The organism is Planktotalea sp. (assembly GCF_050633725.1).
In the GTDB taxonomy this organism is placed as follows: Bacteria; Pseudomonadota; Alphaproteobacteria; order Rhodobacterales; family Rhodobacteraceae; genus Planktotalea.
In genome coordinates this window covers 17,291-37,395 of sequence record NZ_JBOEHB010000004.1, presented here as the reverse complement: position 1 = coordinate 37,395, position 20,105 = coordinate 17,291, and the positions used below count along the sequence as shown (strand labels likewise).

The following is a 20,105-nucleotide window of genomic DNA, read 5'->3' as shown; positions in this document are numbered from 1 at the left end:
ATGGGAATTCTCGACAAACATAGAATTATCGAGACCAATGCGACCCTTCTGCTGGTTCTCAGCTTTCTGGTCGTAACAATCGGGGGATTGGTGCAAATTGTGCCACTCTTCTACCTCGAAAACACGATTGAGGATGTAGAGGGCATGCGCCCCTACACACCTCTGGAGCTAACAGGTCGCGACATTTACATTCGCGAAGGGTGCTACGTGTGCCACAGCCAGATGATCCGTCCTATGCGGGACGAGGTTGAGCGCTATGGCCACTATTCGCTCGCAGCTGAGTCCAAGTATGATCACCCATTCCAATGGGGGTCCAAGCGGACAGGGCCTGACCTTGCGCGTGTTGGCGGACGTTATTCTGACGAATGGCACGTTGATCACCTTCGCGATCCACAATCCGTGGTGCCTGAGTCGGTTATGCCAAAGTACGACTATCTTGAGCGCACGCTCATTGATGGGAAATATATCGGCGATCTGCTGTCTACCCATGCGTTTGTTGGCGTGCCCTATACGTCCGAGATGATCGAAGCAGCGCAAGCTGACTTTAAAGCGCAGGCAGATCCTGACAGCGATTATGACGGGCTACTTGAGCGCTACGGCGAAAACGTAACAGTCAGCAATTTTGACGGAGCGCCCGGCGTTACCGAAATGGATGCGCTGATCGCTTACATGCAAGTGCTGGGCACGATGGTTGATTTCTCGACCTTCACGCCTGACGCAAACCGCTAAGGAGGGAATGACATGGAAACTTATTCTTTCTTACGTGAATTCGCCGATAGCTGGATGCTTTTGTTCCTCTTTTTGTTCTTCGCAGGCATTGTTTTCTGGGTGTTCCGCCCAGGATCCAAAGCAACCTACGCGGAAACAGCAAACATCCCGTTCCAGCATGAAGATAAACCCTACATTGATGAGGAGGCTCAAAAATGAGCAAGAAACCTGTCAAAAAGGAAGAGGTCGAAACGACTGGCCACAGCTGGGACGGTATTGAGGAGTACAACAATCCCTTGCCACGTTGGTGGCTTTGGACGCTCTACGCATGTATCGTTTGGGCGGTTGGCTACACCATCGCTTATCCGGCGTGGCCCATGATTAACTCGGCAACTGCTGGTGTTCTTGGGTACTCCACACGCGGCGAAGTCGCAGCGGACATTGCGGCGGTCGAAAAGTCTAACGAAACGATCAACGCAAAGCTTGCATCTGTTGAGTTGGGTGAAATCGCGGCTGACCCTGAGCTGGAAATTTATGCTAAATCTGCTGGCGGCGCTGTATTCCGTACATGGTGTGCACAGTGTCACGGTTCTGGCGCGGCGGGTGTTCAAGCATCTGGCTATCCAAACCTGCTAGATGATGACTGGCTTTGGGGCGGTTCTGTTGAGGCAATCCATGCTACGATTAGTCATGGTATCCGCACAGAAACCGACGATGACACACGTTACTCAGAGATGCCTGCTTTTGGCGAAATGCTTGAAAAAGAGGAAATCTCTCAGGTCACCAATTTCGTGATGAGCCTGTCTGGTACTGCTCAGGATGCCAGCATGGTTGAAGCGGGCGCCGTGGTCTTCGAAGACAATTGCTCAAGCTGTCACATGGAAGATGGTGCAGGTGATCGCGAGCAAGGCGCGCCGAACTTAACCGATGCGATCTGGCTCTATGGCGGGAGCTACGACAAGCTCGTCGAGACGATCACTTACAGTCGCTACGGCGTTATGCCAGCTTGGACAGAGCGTTTGTCAGAAGCTGAACTTCGTGCAGTTGCGACCTATGTTCATGGCCTCGGCGGCGGTGAAGCATCTGAATAAGATCGCCTAATTGTGAAAAAGCAAAAGCGCCCGAAGTGTTAGGCTTCGGGCGCTTTTTTTTAGCGCGTCTTGGGCGTGGTCCAACGACGTCCGCGCCATGGCCAACGTGGTTTGGGTGAGCGACTTTCAGCGATTGACGGCGCTCGATATACTATCGGATCAATCATGCTTCGTTCCTTTCTTGGGTTTGATGCGGATCTCATGAGGGTCGCTTTCAATCCAATGGCGAGGCGCTTGCCAGTGAGCGCGGTGACTGTCGTACTGGCGTGTCGCTATCAAAAAGCTGTCTGCGAAAATTCCTATCATATCCGATCTCCAATGCTGACTTGATATCCCGATACTACTTGCAAAGTTGTTTCAAGCGAGTCAGGAAGAATGACCATATGTAAGGTAGGCTTTCAAATGAACTGGCGTGAATTTCCCCCTATGTCTGCGCTTCGAGCGTTCAGCGCTTATGCCGAGACAGGTTCAGTGCAGCGCGCAGGAGATGCGTTAAGTGTCTCTCATGCAGCGATTAGCCAGCAAATTAGGAACCTTGAGGCGCATTTGGACGTGCAGCTATTGGATCGGAAAGGGCGGCAAGCGCGCCTTACCATCGAAGGTCGCGATCTTGCGGATGCTTTGCGTCAGGGCTTTTCTCTTATCGCGGAGGAAGTCGAAAAACTTACAGGAATCCAGGATGCACGTCCGTTGACCGTTTCAACGACCCCTAGCTTCGCCGCCAACTGGCTAGTGCCGCGCCTTGCTGATTTCAGATCAAAGCACCCCGAGATTGACGTCGTTATTGATGCAAACCCAATGGCGGTTGACCTCAAAGAAAGCAAAATGGATCTGGCCATTCGTTTTGGAAAAGGTAGCTGGAGCGGATTTGAGACAAAGCTGTTAGCGAAAACGCGCCGTGTCGCCGTCGCAGCGCCCAGCTTCATTTGCGACGATTGCCCGACAAGCCCCTCTGATCTAGCGCGGTTTCCGATACTGCAAGAAGTTGGGACTTCTGAAAGCTCTCTGTGGCTTGCCAAACATGGCGTTTGCGAAGCGGGTCAAGGCGGCCGTATCATTCTGCCTGGAAACCTGACCTTAGACGCCGCGCGCACGGGGCAGGGGATCACTGTGACTGCTGAGATTTGGGTCAAGGCTGATCTTGAGAGTGGCCGTTTGGTCAAGCTTTTCGAAGACGATGAAGATTTCGGGTATTTTACCGTAACGCGACCCGGTGTGCAGCGAAGCGCGTTAAAGTCATTCCTGCGTTGGCTAAAGACGCAAAAGTAGCGCCACGTTAAATATACCTCTAAGAATCGGAATTTGACTTAGGTCAAAGATAATCCACCACTAGACTGAGACAAGCAGAGCAACGCAAATGCTTATAACGGGGTGATTCCGTGAGCTCACAAGACAATGAACCCGCACCAAGCCTGTATGCCGCCAGAGAACCTGTGTTCCCACGCCGCGTGACGGGTTGGTTTCGCAATCTCAAGTGGATTATTATGGCGCTTACTCTGGGTGTCTATTACCTCACACCTTGGATCCGTTGGGACCGTGGTCCCAATCTGCCAGATCAAGCTGTCTTGATTGATCTCGCCAACCGTCGTTTCTTTTTCTTCTGGATCGAAATCTGGCCTCATGAGTTCTACTTTATCGCGGGCCTTCTGATCATGGCGGGGCTTGGGTTGTTTTTGTTTACCTCCGCTTTAGGGCGCGTTTGGTGCGGTTATGCCTGTCCGCAAACTGTTTGGACGGATCTCTTCATTCTCGTCGAACGTTGGGTCGAAGGGGATCGCAACGCGCGGCTTCGCTTGCATAAACAAAAGAAGTGGGACTTGCGAAAAGCGCGTTTACGTATCACGAAATGGATTGCTTGGGCCTTGATCGGCCTCGCGACTGGTGGTGCTTGGGTCTTCTACTTTGCTGATGCGCCGACTTTGATGGTTGATTTGCTTACTGGCCAAGCGCACCCGATTGCTTACACAACAATGCTGGTTCTTACTGCGACAACCTTTTTCTTTGGCGGCATCGCGCGTGAGCAAATTTGCATCTACGCCTGCCCTTGGCCCCGTATTCAGGCGGCGATGATGGATGAAGATACGTTGGTTGTCGGCTATCGCGAGTGGCGCGGCGAGCCGCGCAAGCATTCCGAAGCCGTCAAAGCGGGTGAACCACAGGGCGATTGTATTGACTGTATGGCTTGCGTGAACGTGTGCCCTGTTGGCATCGATATTCGCGACGGTCAGCAGCTTGAGTGCATCACCTGCGCGCTGTGTATTGATGCCTGTGATGACATGATGGACAAGATCGGCAAGCCTCGTGGGTTGATCGATTACATGGCGTCAACCGACGAAGAAAATGAACGCGCTGGCAAGCCTATCAAACCTGTTTGGCAGCATATTCTGCGCCCGCGAACAATCATGTACACCGTTCTTTGGGCGCTTGTTGGACTGGGGCTTGTATTTGCTTTGTTCATCCGTCCAGACATCGAAATGAGCGTGGCACCGGTTCGCAATCCAACGTTTGTGACGCTTTCGGACGGTTCTGTTCGCAACACTTACGACGTTCGGTTGCTCAACAAGCATGGCGAAGACCGCCCGTTCCGCTTGACGGTTTCTGGTGATCCTACCTTGCGCGTGCAACTTGAAGGCACTGCATACGAAAGTGTTAATGTGCCTGCTGACAGCAACTATCTTCAACGGGTTTATGTGATAGCACCGTCAGCATCGACAGCCGCGAACGCCGAGCGCACACCGTTCCGCATCTGGGTAGAAGATACCTCTAATGGTGAGCGGGCGCATAAAGACACGATCTTCAACGGGAAGGACAACTGATGACCAGTTCCAAACCATTAACAGGTCGCGGAGTATTCGCGATCTTTGCCTCCGGCTTTGCCGTAATCATCACGGTTAATCTGGCACTTGCTTACAATGCAGTGCGTACGTTCCCAGGCTTGGAAGTTAAGAACTCCTATGTTGCGTCGCAGCAGTTTGATGCGCGCCGTTCTGTCCAAGAAGCGTTGGGCTGGACAGTAAACGCGAAATCGACGGGTGGTCTCGTTATTTTGGATATTCGCGATGATGCGGGCCAACCAGTTCAGGTTGCAAAGCTGGACGCGACAGTCGGTCGAGCAACGCATGTTAAGGATGATCTTACGCCTGATTTTGCTTTTGACGGGTCTAGCTATGTTGCGCGCGCCGCGCTGGGTGAGGGCAATTGGAACGTGCGGATGAAGGCGGTAGCAATCGACGGTTCAAAGTTCGAACAACGCGTCATTTTGCACATCAAGGAGTGATCCGTTGAGCGCGATTTCAGCATGCCCCGCGTGTACAGCCGCCCCGGCGGCCGAAGCTTTGGCCGATGCGCAAGCACCTAAAGAAGTAAATCTCGCGCTTTCGCTCCCCTCTATTCACTGCGCCGCCTGCATTTCCTCTGTTGAGCGGGTTTTAAATGCGCACCCGGGTGTTCACGGTGCGCGGGTTAATCTCACGCTCAAGCGCGCGCAAATCCAAGCGGATCCCGAAGTTACGGCGGAGCAGCTCAAGCTCAAGCTGGAAGCTATTGGGTTCGAAGCACATGAGCTTGATACAGGATCCCTAAAAGCGACCGAAACGGACAAAGCAGGACGCGATTTACTGATGCGTCTGGCCGTCGCTGGCTTTGCGTCGATGAACGTTATGTTACTGTCTGTCGCTGTTTGGTCCGGTGCAGAAGCAGCAACGCGCGATTTGTTTCATTGGCTGTCTGCGGCGATTACTCTGCCTGCTATTGCATTTTCTGCGCAACCGTTTTTCTTGAACGCGTACACCGCCTTGAGGGCTGGTCGGTTGAACATGGATGTGCCAATCGCTTTGGCGATCACCTTGGCGCTTGCGACGTCGCTTTGGGAAACCAGTCTTTCGGGCGAGCATGCCTATTTTGATGCGGCGTTGACACTAACGTTTTTCTTGCTCGCAGGGCGGTTTTTGGATCATCGCGCACGCGCTGTCGCGCGTTCGGCGGCTGAAGAGTTGGCCGCGCTTGAAGTCCCGCGCGCGCTAAGAATAGTAAATGGCGAGACGAGCCAAGTCAGCGTTGCAGATCTTGCCATCGACGACTTGGTGCTTGTGCGTCCCGGAGGGCGTATGCCCGTCGATGGGGTCATAGTCGAGGGGCACTCCGAGCTAGATCGAGCACTGCTTACTGGCGAGACCAATCCCGTTCTGGCGGAGCCGGGTCAAGTCGTGAGCGCTGGCGAGGTTAACCTAACTGGACCGCTTACGATCCGCGTGACAGCCGTTGGTGAGGATACCTCCCTCTTTCGAATGGCGCAGTTGGTCGCGATCGCGGAAAGCGGGCGTTCAAATTATACCTCGCTCGCGGATAAAGCTGCCAAGCTCTACGCACCAGGTGTCCATATCCTGTCGGCCCTTAGTTTCGTTGGTTGGTTCCTCTATTCGGGCGATATGCGTGTCGCTCTAAACATTGCAGCCGCGGTACTGATTATTACATGTCCGTGCGCGCTTGGCTTGGCCGTGCCTGCCGTCACAACAGCGGCCTCGGGTCGCTTGTTTCGCAAAGGCCTGCTGATAAAAGACGGAACCGCGATGGAGCGGTTGGCCAAGGTTGATACGGTTGTCTTCGATAAAACGGGCACCCTGACTCAAGGCAATCCTAAACTAACCAACCTTGATGCTCATGATCCTACCGCGCTTGGCATCGCTCTTGCATTGGCGCAGGGGTCTTCTCATCCACTCGCCCAAGGGATTGTGACCGCCCTTGCGGACAAATCAGTTTGCGCAGCCAAGCTCGATGACATTCGTGAAGTGCCAGGATTTGGCAGCGAAGCGACTTGGAACGGATCGCAGGTCCGCCTTGGCCGTGCCAGCTGGCTGGGTGCAGAGCAAGGCGATCAAACAGCGACGTGGTTACAAATCGGGGAAACTGCTCCAGCAGAATTTCTGTTTGAGGATGCCGTGCGCGAAGGTGCTGAAGAGTTGATAGGTGATCTCAAGGCGAAAGGGATCGAAATGCACTTGATCTCGGGGGATGCGCCAGTACCAGTACGCGCTTTGGCTGAAACGCTGGGACTATCGAATTGGCAGGCAAATGCGTTGCCTGAAGATAAGGCTGACTTTATCGGCGCTCTGAAATCAAAAGGTGCGCATGTTTTGATGGTAGGGGATGGTCTTAATGACACGGCGGCTTTGAGCGTTGCGGATGTTTCTATTTCCCCTGCCTCTGCTCTTGATGCGGCGCGTGTTGCCTCTGATATTGTGCTGCTAGGCAATACGCTCGCGCCAATTGGCGGCGCTATTACAGTGGCGCAAAAAGCGACCTCTCGGATTAAGGAAAACTTCCAGATCGCAACGCTTTACAACATTATTGCGGTTCCGTTTGCGATTGCTGGCCTGGCAACGCCTTTGATCGCGGCCTTGGCGATGTCGAGTTCATCTATTACTGTTTCGCTCAACGCATTGCGCTTAGGACGTAACAAATGAACGTACTCGCTTACCTGATACCGATTTCCTTGACTCTTGGCGGAGTTGGCTTGGCGGCATTCATCTATTCTGTGCGTTCAAAGCAATACGACGACCCTGACGGGAACGCTGCGCGCATTCTAAGCGATGAGTGGGACGATAAACCTAAGCCGTGAGGCCAAAGCCTAAGAGCTAGGGCCGACCATCGAGCACTTCACATTCCGAGCCTGCAAGCGACGGCAGGCTAGATCTGCACTTTCTTGGGTCATTCCAACGAAGTTTGCGTCATATCCCGCCTTGCGCTCATACACGGTGCGTCGCGCGCCACCCAATGTGCTCATTTCTGCAAGAGCGGTCTTTAGCAAAACACGCTCGGCCTTGTAGCGATTTGGGTATCGGCCAATGTTAATCCCCCAGTGACGTCCGCCAGAGGTGGATAGTCGGGTCACGACCTCCTGCTTGGGCTTGGATTTTGCCACTGGTTTTGGTTGCGTCAACGATGCCATCATGAGCGCTTTCGGGCGCGCCGCAGGTTTTGGTGATACCATGACTGCGGCCGTTGAAGCCGATGCGCTCTGCACCGCTGTTCCGGCGGAGGCTGTGTTCACCTGCGCTTCTACCAACGCTTGACGCACATCATCCTTGAGCGAGACAAGAACTGGTGCGGTTTCTACACGTGCTTGGCGGGCTTTGGGCCGCGGGCTTTTCTTTACGGCGCGCACGACGCGGATGGTTTTTGCTGTCGCGCGAGACCCGCCATAGGCTGGTTTTTTTGGTTTGCGTAGCGCAACGCGTGTAGGTGCGCGCTTGAAACCCATGTCGAGCAATTCTGCGACGCGGGCGTTTCGAGTCGCTGTTGAGCGGCCGCCAAAAACTGTCGCGATAATACGTTCTTTTCCGCGTTCAGCGGATGCTACCAGGTTGAAACCTGCTGCGCGCGTGTATCCAGTTTTGATGCCATCCGCACCACGGTAGTTGCTCAAAAGGCGACGGTTTGTATTTGGGACGGTCTTAACACCTGCGTCTGTCGTGATGCGAGAGAACAGGTTGTAGTAGTCTGGGTAATCGTAAAGCAGGTGGCGGCCAAGTTGGGACATATCGCGCGCTGTCGAGAGATGCCCAGCTTCGGTTAACCCATGTGCGTTCTTGAAGGTCGTCTTGGACATACCAAGAGACTTCGCTGTGCGGGTCATGCGGCGCGCAAATGCGGCCTCAGAGCCTTCGAGGGTTTCGCCAATGGCCGTCGCCGCGTCATTTGCGGATTTAACCGCTGCCGCGCGAATGAGGTAGCGAAACTTGATCCGCTGCCCTGCACGCAAACCAAGTTTGGAAGGTTGCTCTGCAGCGGCATTGGCTGAAATTTTTACGGTTGTATCGAGAGAAATCTCACCATTTTCAATCGCTTGAAATGCAATGTACAGCGTCATCATTTTGGTGAGAGAGGCGGGGTGCAGTCGCGTATCCGCATTGCGCGAGTGCAAAACTTCGCCTGAACGTGCGTCCATGACAAATGCGGCATATGGCGCAGCCGAGACGCTTAATGGAAGCGCAACAACCAACCAAATGAGTGAAACGATCAATAGCCCTAGTCGGGCCGGCGATGTATGCCGTACCTTCACGATGTCTGCCTTTTACTGCCTCAATGCCGCCGATTTTTCGACTGGCTTATTTATTATGGCTAAAGCCTAACACATAAATTTCGATTAATAAAGCATTCAAAATAAAGGAAATTTCGATCTATTTTGCGTCCAAAAACGCAGCATCTTGCGGTTTGCTGAAAGCGTGCCACAAAACAAGCGATTGTGTCAGCAATGTGTCATCGCGATAGTTCAGTTGAGTCGGGCGCTTGGATGATCATCTCGGCTTGCTTTGCAGCGCGGGGTTTCTTGTAATTTGGGGCCTTGTCTGCACTGAGCTCTTTTCTATCGCAGCTTAGAAGCTATATAGTTAGCTCAAACACGTTGATTTACTTTGGACATGGCAGGCTATGCACATTCAGCCAATTCTTGCCTCTGGCAATTCGGACGATGACACCGACGCTAGCGTCGTCGTTGAAACGCGTCCAAAAACCAAGAAGCCGCCACTCTACAAAATTCTTTTGTTGAATGATGACTACACGCCGATGGAGTTCGTCGTGCATGTTCTTGAGCGGTTCTTTAGCATGACCCATGCGCAAGCATTTGAAATCATGCTAACAGTTCACAAAAAGGGCGTCGCTGTTGTAGGTGTTTTCAGTCATGAAATTGCTGAAACCAAGGTGAGCCAAGTTATGGATCTCGCGCGTCGCAATCAGCATCCGCTGCAATGCACTATGGAAAAAGAGTAGATATCGCATGAAACATGCGCGTCTAGCTCTTGCGCGCAGCGCTGAAGTGTTGCCAGCATTGGAAGGGCTGACTTGCGTGCTTGGGCAGCTTTCGCCCGATCGCTTGAGTGGTTTGAATATAGCTGATCTGCGGTGTGAAAGTGCTTCTTTTACACAAACATCAACCCTGAAAGCATCAGGTTTCCAAACTGGTGATCTGAATGACGCGCACTATGACAATGCGATCGTTTTACTCCCTCGCGCCAAAGCTGAAGCGCTCCACCTGATCGCCCGTGCCGTTTCGCTGGCCCCGAATGGCTGGATCATCGTGGATGGTCAGAAAACGGATGGTATCGAAAGTATCGCCAAGCAAATCACTCGCGAGCTTGAGATTGGCGGGAGCTATTCCAAAGGTCATGGCAAGACGATTTGGTTTCAAGCAAATCGGGCGCAAGGATTGGCCAAGTGGCTCGCGCAACCAAGCACGTTAGAGTCGGGCTTCAAAACCGCGCCAGGCGTATTTTCAGCTGATGGGATTGACCCCGCCTCAGAGCTATTGTTGCAAAACCTTCCTTTGGACTTGGTCGGAACGGTCTGTGACTTGGGGGCGGGCTGGGGGTATCTGTCCGCTGAATTGCTCTCTCGATCTCCTAAAATCACAAACCTTCACTTAGTGGAGGATAACCAAATTGCGTTGTATTGCGCAAAAGAGAATGTGACTGACGCACGAGCTAGTTTTCATTGGGCGGACGCATTGAATTGGGCGGCACCGGAGTCGATCTCAGCAATAATAATGAATCCGCCGTTTCATCAGGGGCGCAATGCGACGCCCGAGCTTGGCATCGCGTTCATCAAATCTGCCGCGCGCCTTCTAAAGCCTGGCGGTGAACTCTTTATGGTGGCAAATTCGCACCTGCCGTATGAAAATACATTGGAAGAGTGCTTTGCCAAAAGCGAATTGCTGGCACGTACGAACCGCTTCAAAGTATATAAAGCTGAGCGAACGCGCGGTAAGCTTCGCTAGCAACTGACGTAGATGCACCATTCTAACGAAGCCAAATTGGAGTCTGCCAATGTCTTTTTCGATTGATGGCAAAACCGCTATCGTGACCGGTGCTGCAAATGGCATTGGCCTTGCCATCGCGCGGCACTTCGCGAGCCAAGGTGCGAATGTTATGTTCGCAGATATGGACGATACGCGGTTGTCGGAGGAATTGGGCGAAGTAGAAGACGACAGTAAAATTCGCTACTTCTCTGGTGATTTACGCGAGAAACTTACGACTGCGAATCTGCTGTCTGGCACAATCGATGCTTTCGATTCCGTTGATATCTTGGTGAACGGATCGCGGCAAATGCTCACGACGTCGCCATTGGATGCGGAAGACGACACTGTTAGCACGTTGCTTCAACAAAATTTGATGACGAGTTTGCGTCTCTCTCAGCTGGTCGCGCGCCGAATGATAAAGCAAGCAAAAGATCGCGAAACGAACAGTGTTGGCTCCATCATCAACTTGTCTTCCATCGCCGCGCGCCGCGCGCGCCCAGAGCTTTTGGCCTATTCGATTTCCACGGCAGCCTTGGATCAAATGACGCGATCGCTCGCCGTCGCTTTTGCGCCTGAACGAATAAGAGTGAACGCCGTCGCTTTTGGATCTGTCATGAGTGCCAGTTTGAAAGAAACGCTCCGCGGAAACAGCGATTATCGGGAAACGATTGAGGGCAAAACACCACTTGGTCGCATTGCCGCGCCTTCTGAATTGGCGGAAGCCGTGCAATATCTCGCGTCTGACGCGTCAGGGTTTGTCACGGGGCAAGTTCTCACAGTTGATGGCGGGCGTACTTTACTCGATCCGGTTGAAGCGCCGGCGCATTAAACACAATTTTGGTAAGAGGAAATGTCGTGACATTAGACATGCAATCAGAGAAATCACGCGCGTCCGCATGGTTTGAAGAGCTTCGCAACGAAATTGTGGCGGCCTTCGAGGCTATTGAGAACAGTCACTCGGCAGGGCCACTTTCTGATGCGGAGCCTGGTCGATTTGACGTGAGCACGACAAAACGGCAGTCGCAAGATGGCGGCGACGCTGGCGGCGGATTGATGAGCGTTATGCGCGGCGGCCGTGTTTTCGAAAAAGTTGGTGTTAATATTTCCACTGTTTTCGGTACTTTGGGAGAACGTGCGCAAAACGCAATGGCCGCGCGCAAAGGCATCGCAGGAATGGCGGATGATCCGCGGTTCTGGGCTTCGGGGATTTCACTCGTTGCACACATGCAAAACCCTCATTGCCCAGCGGTTCACATGAATACGCGCATGTTTTGGACTCCTCATGCCTGGTGGTTTGGCGGTGGTTCCGATCTGAACCCGTGCTTGGAGTATGACGACGATACGAAACACTTTCACGATACGCAGAAAATGCATCTCGATCCACATGGCACAGAGCACTATCCAAAATTGAAAGAATGGGCTGATGAGTATTTTTACATCCCTCATCGCGGGCGTGCGCGTGGTGTGGGTGGCATATTCATGGACGATCGTTGCACGGATGATTGGGAAGCGGATTTCTCGCTGACCCAAGATATTGGACGTGCCTTTTTGCCCGCCTTTTTGCCACTGATAGAGAAACGGCGCACTCAAGAATGGAGTGAGGCGGATAAAGAGGCACAACTAGTCCATCGCGGTCTCTATGCTGAATACAATCTGGTCTATGATCGCGGGACCAAGTTTGGCCTGGAAACTGGACACGATGCAAATGCCGTCTTGATGAGCCTGCCACCTCTCGCAAAATGGATTTAGGGTTAGTTGTAACTTTGAACTAAGCCGCTCGCGATAAGTGTCCAGCCGTCGGCCACCACAAAGAAGGCGAGCTTGAACGGCAGCGATACGATTGCGGGCGGCACCATCATCATGCCCATTGACATCAGTATTGCCGCGACCACCAAGTCGATGATCAAAAAAGGCAAGAAAAGTAGAAACCCAATTTGAAATGCGCGAGCGATTTCGGACAGCATGAAACTGGGAACTAGCAAAGACAGTTGCGCTTCGGGACCCGCGTCTTGACCACCAAGATCTGGACGAAGCTCAGCAAGGGCAAAGAATGTCTCTGGATTGATGCGTGCAGACATAAACTCTCTGAATGGTGCCATTGCTCGCATAAAAGCGACTTCAAATTCCAAGACGCCATCGCTGAACGGTGCGATGCCGTTATCCCATGCCTTTATGAATACGGGTTCCATAACGAAGTAGGTTAGGAAGAGAGCGAGACTCACCAACATCATATTGGGTGGCGATTGTTGCAGTCCTAGCCCTTGTCGAAGGATCGAAAGAACGGTGATCATGAAAGGAAAGCACGTGATCATGATCAAAATACCGGGCGCTAAACTTAAAACAGTGATCAGAGCAATGAGATGAAGACTGCTTTGCGTTAACGAGCCGCCCTCGATCAATGTCTCAGAAACAATCTGCGCCATGGCAGACGATGGCATTGCGCAACATGCGAAAAACAGAAGGAAAAGGCGTAGATACTTATTCACCCGTGGCCAACTTCAGGTTCGACGATTTCAGTTATACGAACGGCTAAAGATGCTGCGGCGCCTTCTTCGGTTTCCTCCAACTGACCGCGCCCAACAAGCCGGTCGCCAATAAACAGCTCAACAGGTGCATCGACGGTTCTATCGAGCGCTAGAATGGAATTTTCACCAAGATCTAACAATTCGCGAATGCTAGGGCGTGCGCGACCAACCGAAACAATGATTTCGACTGGAACATTGCTAAAAGGTGTCTGTGATTTGGGTTGAGCTTGCGCATCAGATGACATCTGCATGCTCCAATTCTGGCTGGTTTAGGAAGGTTTCAATCGTTTCTTGGATTTCGCTAAGGGCCTGTTTTACATCAACCTTCCTCTGAATTTCGGAGCATGATATGTAAGCTTGCCCATCACCCAAGGTGTTTTTCGCGACGAGCGAAATTTCAGACAAAGCGCGAGTAGAATTAAGCAGCGCCGCAACCGTTGCTTCGTCGTTTTCTGCGACGACGATGGAGACCTCTTGAGGGGCGTGTGCATTTAGCAAGTCGTTTACTTCGTTCGCAATCAGATCGCGTAAAGCGATGTGAGTTAGGCTTGGGAAAAGTGTTTTTGTCAGTTCATTCAAAACTGGTTTTAGTGAGGAGAACACTTCCGACTTCGCCTCGGCGAGCGTAAATTCAATCTGCTCCAAATTTTGCGCTAAGGACGTAGAAATGTGCGATTTCGATTCTAAGTGAGACTTGAGAGCATCGTCCCAGCCGGCTTTATAGCCTAGCTCGTAACCTTCTAATGGATCACTTTGAAGCGGGTTGATGGTTTCGGTTGGGCCTTGGTTTGTTGAAAAGTCTTGAAATATCATTTGCGAACTCATGACCCCGCTCGTTCTTTTTGTTCAAGCCATTGGCGCAAGATGTCGACGGTTTCTTCCTGACGCGTTTCAATCATTTCCCGCAGTCTTTTGACTGGGTTGTCGGTCGAGGCGAGATCTAGATCCTTTGCAGGCATCTGATCTAATTCAGCGTTGCCCTCAAAAACCGTCATTAAGTTCTCGGGTTCCGTGTCAAAATCGATTTCACCAGACAATACAGGTGTTTTCGTATGTTCGCCCGCTCCCTCTGGGGAAGCCAGAGTTGGCAAAACCACCTCGTTCGAGGCCTTGAGCACGGGCCTTACTACCATCAGCGCGATTACAACACCGACGATCGCTAGAATTGCCATCTGTAGGATCGTCATAAGGTCTAATGTGGTGTTGAGAAGTGAGGCTTCTACGGGGCCGGTACCTTTCGGGATTTGCGGTGAGAAGGTCATGGAATGAACTGAAATCGTGTCCCCACGAGACTCGTCAAAGCCGATTGCCGATTGTACCAATTGGGTTAGCTGAGCCAACTCTTCTTCGCTTCTGGGAACAAAGGAACTGGGTTCATTCGGATCTTTTGCAGAATTAACCAATACTGCAACTGACAAGCGCTTAATCGCTCCGGGTCCCTTCACAATTTCTCTTTGGGTTTCCGAAACTTCGTAGTTAACGCGCTCGCGTGTTTCGTTTGCATTGCTTTTAGAGTTTTCCTGCCCTGCCGCGTCGCCATCTGGCAGGTTTGACGCAACGGTGACCGCCTGAGATCCTGAACCTTCCGCCGTATTTGAGCGTTCTTCGTTATCGGTGCTGATGATAATGCGACTGTCGGGATCAAGTAAGCGTTCAGTAATTTGCTCGCTTTGTAAAACAGTATCTACATTTAGTTCTACGATCGCATTACCGGCACCGACCCGCGCCTCAAGAAGGCGTTCGACTTTTGCGCTTAGTGTCGCAGCTTTACTGTCTCCTGTTTCGCCAATGCTCTTCGCTTCTTGAGTACCTACAAGCCCTGTCTTTTCATCCACGATTGAAACGTTTTTGGGGTCGATGCCCGCAACTGCCGACGCAACTAAAAACTGAAGCGCTTTAGCTTGGGAGCCATCAATGCCAGATCCGCTCGGCGTTATGAAAACGGACGCAGTCCCCTGCTTGTTCTTGCTGAAAGCTGATCGCGATTGCTGCGCAATATGCACGCGAGCCATCGCAACTTGAGAAGAAGACACAATCGTCCGAGCGAGTTCTCCTTCTTTCGCGCGCAAATATGCGGCGTCGAACATTTGCGATGTGGTGCCAAATCCGGACAGCGAATCAAGTAGTTCATACCCTTTCGAGCTATTGGCTGGTAAGCCTTCACTCGCCAAAGTCATACGAAGTTCATCGCGGCGCTGGTGAGGGACAAATATTGTTCCACCCTTTACTTGATATGTTTCACTTCGCTGCTCTAACGCGCGAATGACTTCACCAGCTTGAGGGGCCTCCAGTCCAGAATAAAGCAGAACCATTGATGGTTGTGTCGCCATTCGAACTAAAACCGCAAGAGTCGTAATCAATGCGGCAATTCCAAGAGCAATAACTACCTTTTTCTGTGCTTCCAGATCTTTCCAACGCTTCACTATCAGATTCACCCATCGACCTCCTGATCGCACGGCAAGTTGATCGTGCCGTTTCATTCGTTTTGACAGTGCAAGCTTAACAATCGGTTAGTGAGTTGCGTTTAGTTTGGCATCAGTTCTTGTGCCGGAGGTCATATGGCAAACGCAGAAACACTCGAAGAAGAAGTACCGCAAAAGAAGAGCAAGATTGGTTTCATTCTGGTCTTAGTGTTGGCCATTTTGGTCGGTGCTGGTAGCTTTTATGCGGCTTTTTCTGGAATGCTTGCGATTGGTGGCGACGCTCAAAACGAAAACACCGAACAAGAGGTTGAGCCGCTCAAATCGCTTGGTGACAAAGTATATCTTCCTTTGGACCCATTGATTGTAAATATCCGCTCGTCTTCTCAGTACAAGATGCTGAAATTTGTCGGCCAACTCGAAGTAAAGCCAGAACACGCAACCGATATTGAGCATCTTAAGCCGCGCCTCATGGACGTTATGAATACCTATCTCAACGCCCTAGAAGCCGCGCGGTTTGAAGACCCAATTGCCTTGATAAAGCTGCGCTCTCAGCTTTTGCGACGGTTGCAAATTATTTCGGGGACGGGGCGCATCGAAGACTTACTGATCATGGAATTTGTTCTGCAATGATAACGAGGTGCTAATGACACTTATCGCTGATATTTTAATGATGGCTGGCGCTTTGGCTGCTGGGTTCTACTGTTTTGTGCTGTCTCGCCGCTTGTCCGCGTTCAAGGATTCAGAGAGCAGCATAGGGCAGGCCGTTGCGTCGCTATCGGCACAGGTAAGCGAGCTTGAAGACTCTGTTGAAGAGGCGAAAAAAGTGGCTTCGGCGTCTGCTGACTCTCTAAGAAATTTAACAAAGAATGCTGAAAATGTCGCTCAGCGTTTGGAGCTGATGGTTGCATCAATGCATGATCTCCCCGAGGTCGGGCAGCCAGAAGTAGATCGCCAAGATCAAGAAGGCCCGGTTTTTTCGACACGGCTTGCGCGCTCAGTGGGGTAACCGATGCAAAAAAACAAAACTCGAAAAATCGGCTCGCTCACAGTCATCGCTACGCTTCTGTTGGTTTCGGCTGGATTAAGGTTGGTGGGGGTGTCAACCGCAGCCTTTGCGCTTGATGCGCAAGTTCAACCACCGACGCCAGCAAACGGAATAAGCACTCAGATTGAAGAAACGCAAGAGATGGATGCACTCTTAGAGAGTTTTCAAGCGAGAGAAGAAAAGCTGGAAATCGAAGAGCGACGCATTTCGGTGCGCCTAGATGATCTAGGTCGAGCGGAAAAAGAAATTATTGAAAAACTCGAACAGCTTACCCGTGCTGAAGAGCGCTTGCGCTCTTTACTTGCAGTGGCCAGCACAGCATCTGAGGACGATGTCTCTCGGCTGACAGCTGTTTATGAGAACATGAAAGCCAAAGATGCAGCCGTTATCTTTGAGGAAATGGAGCCGGGGTTTGCAGCCGGGTTTTTAGCCAGAATGCGCTCGGAATCTGCTGCGGCAGTAATGTCGAGCCTCTCGGCGAAGTCAGCTTATGCAATTAGTGTTGTCCTTGCAGGCCGGCATTCTGATTTTAGAGAAATCGATCCAAACTGACCAAAATTTAACACCTTGGTGCAATAACGGCGAAAAGCGAATTAGGAGCGCAACATGGTTGGCATAATTGGTATTGTGGTTGTCTTTGTTATGGTGTTTGGCGGATACCTTGCCGCTGGTGGCAAAATGGCGATTATTCTCAAGTCGTTGCCTTTTGAGATGACCATGATCGGTGGGGCCGCTGTGGGGGCATTTCTTATTAGCAACAGCGGTTCAGAGGCAAAGCACACGCTGAAGGACATGGGAAAGGTGTTTAAAGGCGCAAAGTGGAAACCAGAAGACTACAAAGACCTTTTGTGCCTTTTGTTCCAGTTGCTTCGGATGGTTAAGCAAAACCCGATGTCTATCGAAGAGCACATCGAAGATCCGGAAAACTCGAGCGTCTTTTCGACATATCCTAGGATCTTGGCAGATTCCGAAGCGACTTCCTTAATATGTGATACCTTGCGTTCCGCGTCGATGAACTATGATGATCCACATCAAGTTGAAGAAATCCTGGAGAAACGAATGGAAGCGAACTTGCATCATTCGTTGCATTCGAGCCATGCGCTTCAGACTGTTGCAGATGGCCTGCCTGCGCTCGGAATCGTAGCTGCTGTGTTAGGTGTGATTAAAACAATGGGCTCTATCGATCAGCCACCAGAAGTTTTGGGGAAACTGATCGGTGGCGCGCTGGTCGGGACCTTTTTGGGCGTTTTCCTCGCCTATGGTATCGTTGGCCCGTTTGCTGCGCGATTAAAGACGGTAGTCGAAGAAGACGGTCATTTCTACCAACTTATTCGGGAAGTACTTGTCGCTAACCTACATAATCACACCGCCAATAACTGCATCGAAGTTGGGCGCCAGAATACTCCCACGTCTTATCGCCCGAGTTTCAACGCGCTCGAAGAAGCGTTGAAAGACCTCAAAAAGGAAGCAGCTTGATACCTTTTTGGCTTAGATTCGCGATTGGTTTGTGCCTTTGGGGGCAGGCGGCTTTATCTGAAACGATCGTCGTGAGGACAGCGCAACATGCTGACTTTACGCGCATTGTTTTGGACATGAAACAGCCCGAAACTGCGTCCGTGTCCATGAAAAAGACGTCCTTGATCGTAAATTTGCCAAAAACAACGAAAGAAATAGATGCAAGCGACTTCTTTCGTAGAATATCTCGAGATCAATTAAGTAGCATTCGTTTGGATCAACAGTTTCGTGAAATTGAAATAGCCTTAAATTGTCGTTGCGAATACAAAAGCTACATCGCGGGAACAAACATGTTTGCTATCGATGTTTTTCGGCCTTCAGCTGATGATACAGTTAGGCCAAGATCCACTTGGCGCGCGTCTGATCGTGGTTCTCGATCTCAGCTAACGTTTGGGAATTTGGTTGAAACCAAGGGAGCCAGCGTTGGCGAAGTTGCTCCTAAGGTTCCTCATTCGAGGGAGACTTTAAAAGGGCCTTCCGTTCCTTTGCTTTCAACTATTTCAAAAGGTGAAAACAGCTCTCAGTTGCGCTTGCTGTCGCGGTTGGACATTGAAAAAGATGCGCCCCCATCCGCGGGTGGGCAACACATGCTTTCGCCAAAGGGCCTATCAAACAACGTAACTCAAATGCGGCTTCATCCGTCGCCAAGCTTAGCTGACCGAGAAAGCTATGAAGTTGAGAGTGCAGCGGCAACCCAAGTCAGAGAGTGTGCTGAGCTTGATGAGATTAATCCCCTAAATTGGAACAAAGAGGATGAAGCGTTAAAAATCCTCAAGACAGCTAGACGGAAAGTTGCAACTGATGCGAACGAATTTGATGATTTAGCTGCGAGGACGCTTGCTCGGAATTACCTTGCTTTAGCGATGGGAGCGGAAGCTGGGGCTCTGCTAGCGACAATCTCGCAGCCAACATCAAATGATCACATTTTAAAACTGCTTTCGAAGTTTATCGATGGGGAACAAAACAAGGAACTTGTGTCTGAATTTTCTAGGTTGTCCCATTGCCCGGGTGCATTGCTTTGGAGCTTACTTGTTGGACATAAGCAGGGTGATGAGCTTTCAGAGTTAGGAGCTCTGGGAGAGCAGCAAATAGTTGACCTAAGACTTCAGTTTGAACAATGGCCTCGCGCTTTGCAGGGCGTTTTTGTTGCGGATTGGGCTGAAATCCTGCTTCGCGCGGGGGCAACTGATGCTGCTTCGTTTTCGCTTAGGCGCACGGAAGATGGATTTGAGAGCGAAACGGGCCAGCGATCTGTTGTCGCAGCTAAGATTGCCAGGGAAACGTCGGGTGTAAGCTCTGCGATGGAAATTCTGGAAGTAGCAATAGAAAACGATAGCGATCAAGCCCCACAGGCAGCGGTTGCATTGGCTGAGATGGCGCTAGAAGACGACGCGCCGTTAGAGGGAACGCAAAAAGAGGCGCTTATTGCTTACAGCGAAGAACTCAAAGGAACTACTTTAGAGCCAGAGCTCTTAAGGGCGCGAATCCGAACAGCAGTTCAAGAGCAGGACTTTGCAACTGCGATCGCCCTCACAGATGAGTACAAAAATCATGTTAGGTCCAGCCAAGTCGATGTTGTTGTTGACGAAATTGGCATTGCGATAAGTGAAATCGAAAGCAATGCGGTCTTTCTGACTGAGGCAGTTAGCTACCCAAGTGGGTATTTCGAGCGTTCAGCTAACGAAGTAAAAGACAAAATTCAAAACCGGATTATTGAATTGGGCTTCGCTGATCTTGCAAGGCAACTAGGAACGGCTTCGCAATCCAAGCTCTCCGCATCTAGGCCAGAAAATGACCTAAATGAAAAAGTCGGAGCTCAAAAAGAAACGCCTGTCAGCATCCAAGATGAAACAATAACTAACGCGCTAGAAAGCGCGCCTTCGCAGCCACGCTCGCCCGTCGCGCAAGCTGTTCGAAACACCGAAGACTTGCTGGAAAGTCTCACATCTTTCAAAGCTGAGCTGTCGCAACTTGGGCTGGAGTGAGGCAGGCTCACAAGCCCCAATT

General features: G+C 51.3%; 22 protein-coding genes. 17 read left to right on the top strand and 5 right to left on the bottom strand.

The features are described 5' to 3' along the window. The 8 genes from ccoO to ccoS all read left to right on the top strand — a co-directional run bounded on the left by ccoO (position 1) and on the right by ccoS (position 7,416). Positions 1–729, top strand: coding sequence for a cytochrome-c oxidase, cbb3-type subunit II (gene ccoO / locus ACRBCU_RS04880; RefSeq protein ID WP_431364250.1), 729 nt, complete (start codon positions 1–3; stop codon positions 727–729). Between the two features lie 12 nt (positions 730–741). Further along, entirely contained in the window at positions 742–927 is a 186-nt protein-coding gene (locus ACRBCU_RS04875) for a cbb3-type cytochrome c oxidase subunit 3 (RefSeq protein ID WP_431364249.1), read from the top strand. Beyond that, positions 924–1,799 (top strand): cytochrome-c oxidase, cbb3-type subunit III, encoded by an 876-nt coding sequence (gene ccoP / locus ACRBCU_RS04870; RefSeq protein ID WP_431364248.1) that lies wholly within the window; start codon positions 924–926, stop codon positions 1,797–1,799. The genes ACRBCU_RS04875 and ccoP overlap by 4 nt, the downstream gene beginning before the upstream one ends. 402 nt (positions 1,800–2,201) lie before the next feature. Continuing rightward, positions 2,202–3,068: a LysR substrate-binding domain-containing protein gene (locus tag ACRBCU_RS04865; RefSeq protein ID WP_431364247.1), complete on the top strand. Its 867-nt coding sequence runs from the start codon at positions 2,202–2,204 to the stop codon at positions 3,066–3,068. 110 nt (positions 3,069–3,178) lie between these two features. Further along, on the top strand, positions 3,179–4,615 hold the full coding sequence (gene ccoG / locus ACRBCU_RS04860; RefSeq protein ID WP_431364246.1) for a cytochrome c oxidase accessory protein CcoG: 1,437 nt from the start codon (positions 3,179–3,181) through the stop codon (positions 4,613–4,615). Further along, entirely contained in the window at positions 4,615–5,076 is a 462-nt protein-coding gene (locus ACRBCU_RS04855; protein WP_431364245.1) for a FixH family protein, read from the top strand. The genes ccoG and ACRBCU_RS04855 overlap by 1 nt, the downstream gene beginning before the upstream one ends. A 4-nt stretch (positions 5,077–5,080) precedes the next feature. Then, entirely contained in the window at positions 5,081–7,261 is a 2,181-nt protein-coding gene (locus ACRBCU_RS04850; RefSeq protein ID WP_431364244.1) for a heavy metal translocating P-type ATPase, read from the top strand. Further along, positions 7,258–7,416, top strand: coding sequence for a cbb3-type cytochrome oxidase assembly protein CcoS (gene ccoS, locus ACRBCU_RS04845; RefSeq protein ID WP_431364243.1), 159 nt, complete (start codon positions 7,258–7,260; stop codon positions 7,414–7,416). The genes ACRBCU_RS04850 and ccoS overlap by 4 nt, the downstream gene beginning before the upstream one ends. Positions 7,417–7,425: 9 nt before the next feature. Here the strand turns inward: ccoS and ACRBCU_RS04840 are convergent, their stop codons facing one another. Then, positions 7,426–8,859 carry a serine hydrolase gene (locus ACRBCU_RS04840; protein ID WP_431364242.1) on the bottom strand — a complete coding sequence of 478 codons (1,434 nt, stop codon included), beginning with the start codon at positions 8,857–8,859 and terminating at the stop codon, positions 7,426–7,428. Positions 8,860–9,227: 368 nt separating this feature from the next. Here ACRBCU_RS04840 and clpS point away from each other — a divergent pair, with 368 nt between their 5' ends. Genes clpS through hemF form a run of 4 tightly spaced genes read left to right on the top strand, consistent with a single transcriptional unit; the run spans position 9,228 to position 12,339 of the window. After that, the gene (gene clpS, locus ACRBCU_RS04835) at positions 9,228–9,566 is read left to right on the top strand and encodes an ATP-dependent Clp protease adapter ClpS (RefSeq protein WP_431364241.1); all 339 of its coding nucleotides are present in this window, start codon (positions 9,228–9,230) and stop codon (positions 9,564–9,566) included. Between the two features lie 7 nt (positions 9,567–9,573). Continuing rightward, positions 9,574–10,569, top strand: coding sequence for a methyltransferase (locus ACRBCU_RS04830; RefSeq protein WP_431364240.1), 996 nt, complete (start codon positions 9,574–9,576; stop codon positions 10,567–10,569). Positions 10,570–10,618: 49 nt separating this feature from the next. Further along, positions 10,619–11,419, top strand: coding sequence for an SDR family NAD(P)-dependent oxidoreductase (locus tag ACRBCU_RS04825; RefSeq protein ID WP_431364239.1), 801 nt, complete (start codon positions 10,619–10,621; stop codon positions 11,417–11,419). A 38-nt stretch (positions 11,420–11,457) separates the two neighbouring features. After that, positions 11,458–12,339, top strand: a complete 882-nt coding sequence (gene hemF, locus ACRBCU_RS04820) for an oxygen-dependent coproporphyrinogen oxidase (protein WP_431364502.1) — start codon at positions 11,458–11,460, stop codon at positions 12,337–12,339. Positions 12,340–12,341: 2 nt separating this feature from the next. On the opposite strand, the gene fliP is transcribed toward hemF, so the two are convergent. The 4 genes from fliP to fliF are packed head-to-tail and all read right to left on the bottom strand — an operon-like array spanning position 12,342 to position 15,538. Continuing rightward, on the bottom strand, positions 12,342–13,028 hold the full coding sequence (gene fliP, locus ACRBCU_RS04815; protein WP_431364238.1) for a flagellar type III secretion system pore protein FliP: 687 nt from the start codon (positions 13,026–13,028) through the stop codon (positions 12,342–12,344). Positions 13,029–13,072: 44 nt separating this feature from the next. Then, complete coding sequence (locus ACRBCU_RS04810; RefSeq protein WP_431364237.1) at positions 13,073–13,360, bottom strand: FliM/FliN family flagellar motor switch protein; 288 nt, start codon at positions 13,358–13,360, stop codon at positions 13,073–13,075. Further along, positions 13,350–13,940, bottom strand: coding sequence for a hypothetical protein (locus tag ACRBCU_RS04805; protein WP_431364236.1), 591 nt, complete (start codon positions 13,938–13,940; stop codon positions 13,350–13,352). Before ACRBCU_RS04805 ends, ACRBCU_RS04810 begins: the two co-directional genes overlap by 11 nt. Beyond that, positions 13,937–15,538 (bottom strand): flagellar basal-body MS-ring/collar protein FliF, encoded by a 1,602-nt coding sequence (fliF, locus tag ACRBCU_RS04800; RefSeq protein ID WP_431364235.1) that lies wholly within the window; start codon positions 15,536–15,538, stop codon positions 13,937–13,939. The genes ACRBCU_RS04805 and fliF overlap by 4 nt, the downstream gene beginning before the upstream one ends. A 135-nt stretch (positions 15,539–15,673) precedes the next feature. Between fliF and ACRBCU_RS04795 the strand changes: the two genes are divergently transcribed. Genes ACRBCU_RS04795 through ACRBCU_RS04775 form a run of 5 tightly spaced genes read left to right on the top strand, consistent with a single transcriptional unit; the run spans position 15,674 to position 20,083 of the window. Beyond that, positions 15,674–16,168 carry a flagellar basal body-associated FliL family protein gene (locus ACRBCU_RS04795; RefSeq protein WP_431364234.1) on the top strand — a complete coding sequence of 165 codons (495 nt, stop codon included), beginning with the start codon at positions 15,674–15,676 and terminating at the stop codon, positions 16,166–16,168. A 13-nt stretch (positions 16,169–16,181) separates the two neighbouring features. Further along, complete coding sequence (locus tag ACRBCU_RS04790; RefSeq protein WP_431364233.1) at positions 16,182–16,544, top strand: DUF6468 domain-containing protein; 363 nt, start codon at positions 16,182–16,184, stop codon at positions 16,542–16,544. 3 nt (positions 16,545–16,547) lie between these two features. Continuing rightward, entirely contained in the window at positions 16,548–17,135 is a 588-nt protein-coding gene (locus ACRBCU_RS04785) for a MotE family protein (protein WP_431364232.1), read from the top strand. 54 nt (positions 17,136–17,189) lie between these two features. Next, a complete protein-coding gene (motA, locus tag ACRBCU_RS04780) occupies positions 17,190–18,059 on the top strand; it encodes a flagellar motor stator protein MotA (protein ID WP_431364231.1) in 870 nt (289 codons plus the stop codon). Next, the gene (locus ACRBCU_RS04775) at positions 18,056–20,083 is read left to right on the top strand and encodes a hypothetical protein (protein WP_431364230.1); all 2,028 of its coding nucleotides are present in this window, start codon (positions 18,056–18,058) and stop codon (positions 20,081–20,083) included. The genes motA and ACRBCU_RS04775 overlap by 4 nt, the downstream gene beginning before the upstream one ends. Positions 20,084–20,105 lie beyond the last annotated feature (22 nt).

Coding starts and splice junctions, on each gene's coding strand:
- ACRBCU_RS04795 (WP_431364234.1), top strand. CDS start 15,674: ATGGCAAACGCAGAAACACTCGAAGAAGAAGTACCGCAAAAGAAGAGC.
- ACRBCU_RS04805 (WP_431364236.1), bottom strand. CDS start 13,940: ATGAGTTCGCAAATGATATTTCAAGACTTTTCAACAAACCAAGGCCCA.
- ACRBCU_RS04785 (WP_431364232.1), top strand. CDS start 16,548: ATGCAAAAAAACAAAACTCGAAAAATCGGCTCGCTCACAGTCATCGCT.
- ccoP (WP_431364248.1), top strand. CDS start 924: ATGAGCAAGAAACCTGTCAAAAAGGAAGAGGTCGAAACGACTGGCCAC.
- ccoO (WP_431364250.1), top strand. CDS start 1: ATGGGAATTCTCGACAAACATAGAATTATCGAGACCAATGCGACCCTT.
- clpS (WP_431364241.1), top strand. CDS start 9,228: ATGCACATTCAGCCAATTCTTGCCTCTGGCAATTCGGACGATGACACC.
- ACRBCU_RS04830 (WP_431364240.1), top strand. CDS start 9,574: ATGAAACATGCGCGTCTAGCTCTTGCGCGCAGCGCTGAAGTGTTGCCA.
- ACRBCU_RS04875 (WP_431364249.1), top strand. CDS start 742: ATGGAAACTTATTCTTTCTTACGTGAATTCGCCGATAGCTGGATGCTT.
- ACRBCU_RS04810 (WP_431364237.1), bottom strand. CDS start 13,360: ATGTCATCTGATGCGCAAGCTCAACCCAAATCACAGACACCTTTTAGC.
- ACRBCU_RS04825 (WP_431364239.1), top strand. CDS start 10,619: ATGTCTTTTTCGATTGATGGCAAAACCGCTATCGTGACCGGTGCTGCA.
- ACRBCU_RS04855 (WP_431364245.1), top strand. CDS start 4,615: ATGACCAGTTCCAAACCATTAACAGGTCGCGGAGTATTCGCGATCTTT.
- ACRBCU_RS04790 (WP_431364233.1), top strand. CDS start 16,182: ATGACACTTATCGCTGATATTTTAATGATGGCTGGCGCTTTGGCTGCT.
- ccoS (WP_431364243.1), top strand. CDS start 7,258: ATGAACGTACTCGCTTACCTGATACCGATTTCCTTGACTCTTGGCGGA.
- ACRBCU_RS04865 (WP_431364247.1), top strand. CDS start 2,202: ATGAACTGGCGTGAATTTCCCCCTATGTCTGCGCTTCGAGCGTTCAGC.
- motA (WP_431364231.1), top strand. CDS start 17,190: ATGGTTGGCATAATTGGTATTGTGGTTGTCTTTGTTATGGTGTTTGGC.
- fliP (WP_431364238.1), bottom strand. CDS start 13,028: ATGCCATCGTCTGCCATGGCGCAGATTGTTTCTGAGACATTGATCGAG.
- hemF (WP_431364502.1), top strand. CDS start 11,458: ATGCAATCAGAGAAATCACGCGCGTCCGCATGGTTTGAAGAGCTTCGC.